This window comes from Salinimicrobium oceani (genome assembly GCF_012037645.1).
Genome location: NZ_JAAVJR010000995.1, coordinates 1 through 377, shown reverse-complemented (window position 1 = coordinate 377; position 377 = coordinate 1). Strand labels below are relative to the sequence as shown.

General features: G+C 46.4%; 1 protein-coding gene. It reads left to right on the top strand.

The genetic code is table 11. The annotated features are described in order from the left end of the window. Window positions 1-377, top strand: a 377-nt coding sequence (locus tag HC175_RS20435; RefSeq protein WP_168139868.1) for an alanine:cation symporter family protein, incomplete at both ends; no start/stop codon positions are given.

Sequence of the window (377 nt, the reverse complement as noted above, 5' to 3'; positions counted from 1 at the left end):
AATCCTGTTGCCCTGACTCATCCAAATGGAGATTTTCAGCAAAAAGATATCCCTTTCATCGTGATATGGCTGGTGCTGGGAGCATTATTCTTTACACTTCGAATGGGCTTTATCAACTTTAGAGGTTTTGGACATGCACTTGATCTTGCAAAAGGGAAATATGATGATCCCAATGCTCCCGGGCAGGTAACCCACTTCCAGGCCCTTGCTACTGCGGTTTCAGGAACTGTGGGACTCGGAAATATTGCAGGGGTGGCTGTTGCTGTTTCCCTGGGAGGAGCTGGAGCCACTTTTTGGATGATCATTGCCGGCTTACTGGGAATGTCTTCAAAATTTGTGGAATGTACCCTGGGTGTAAAGTACCGTTTTATCAACAG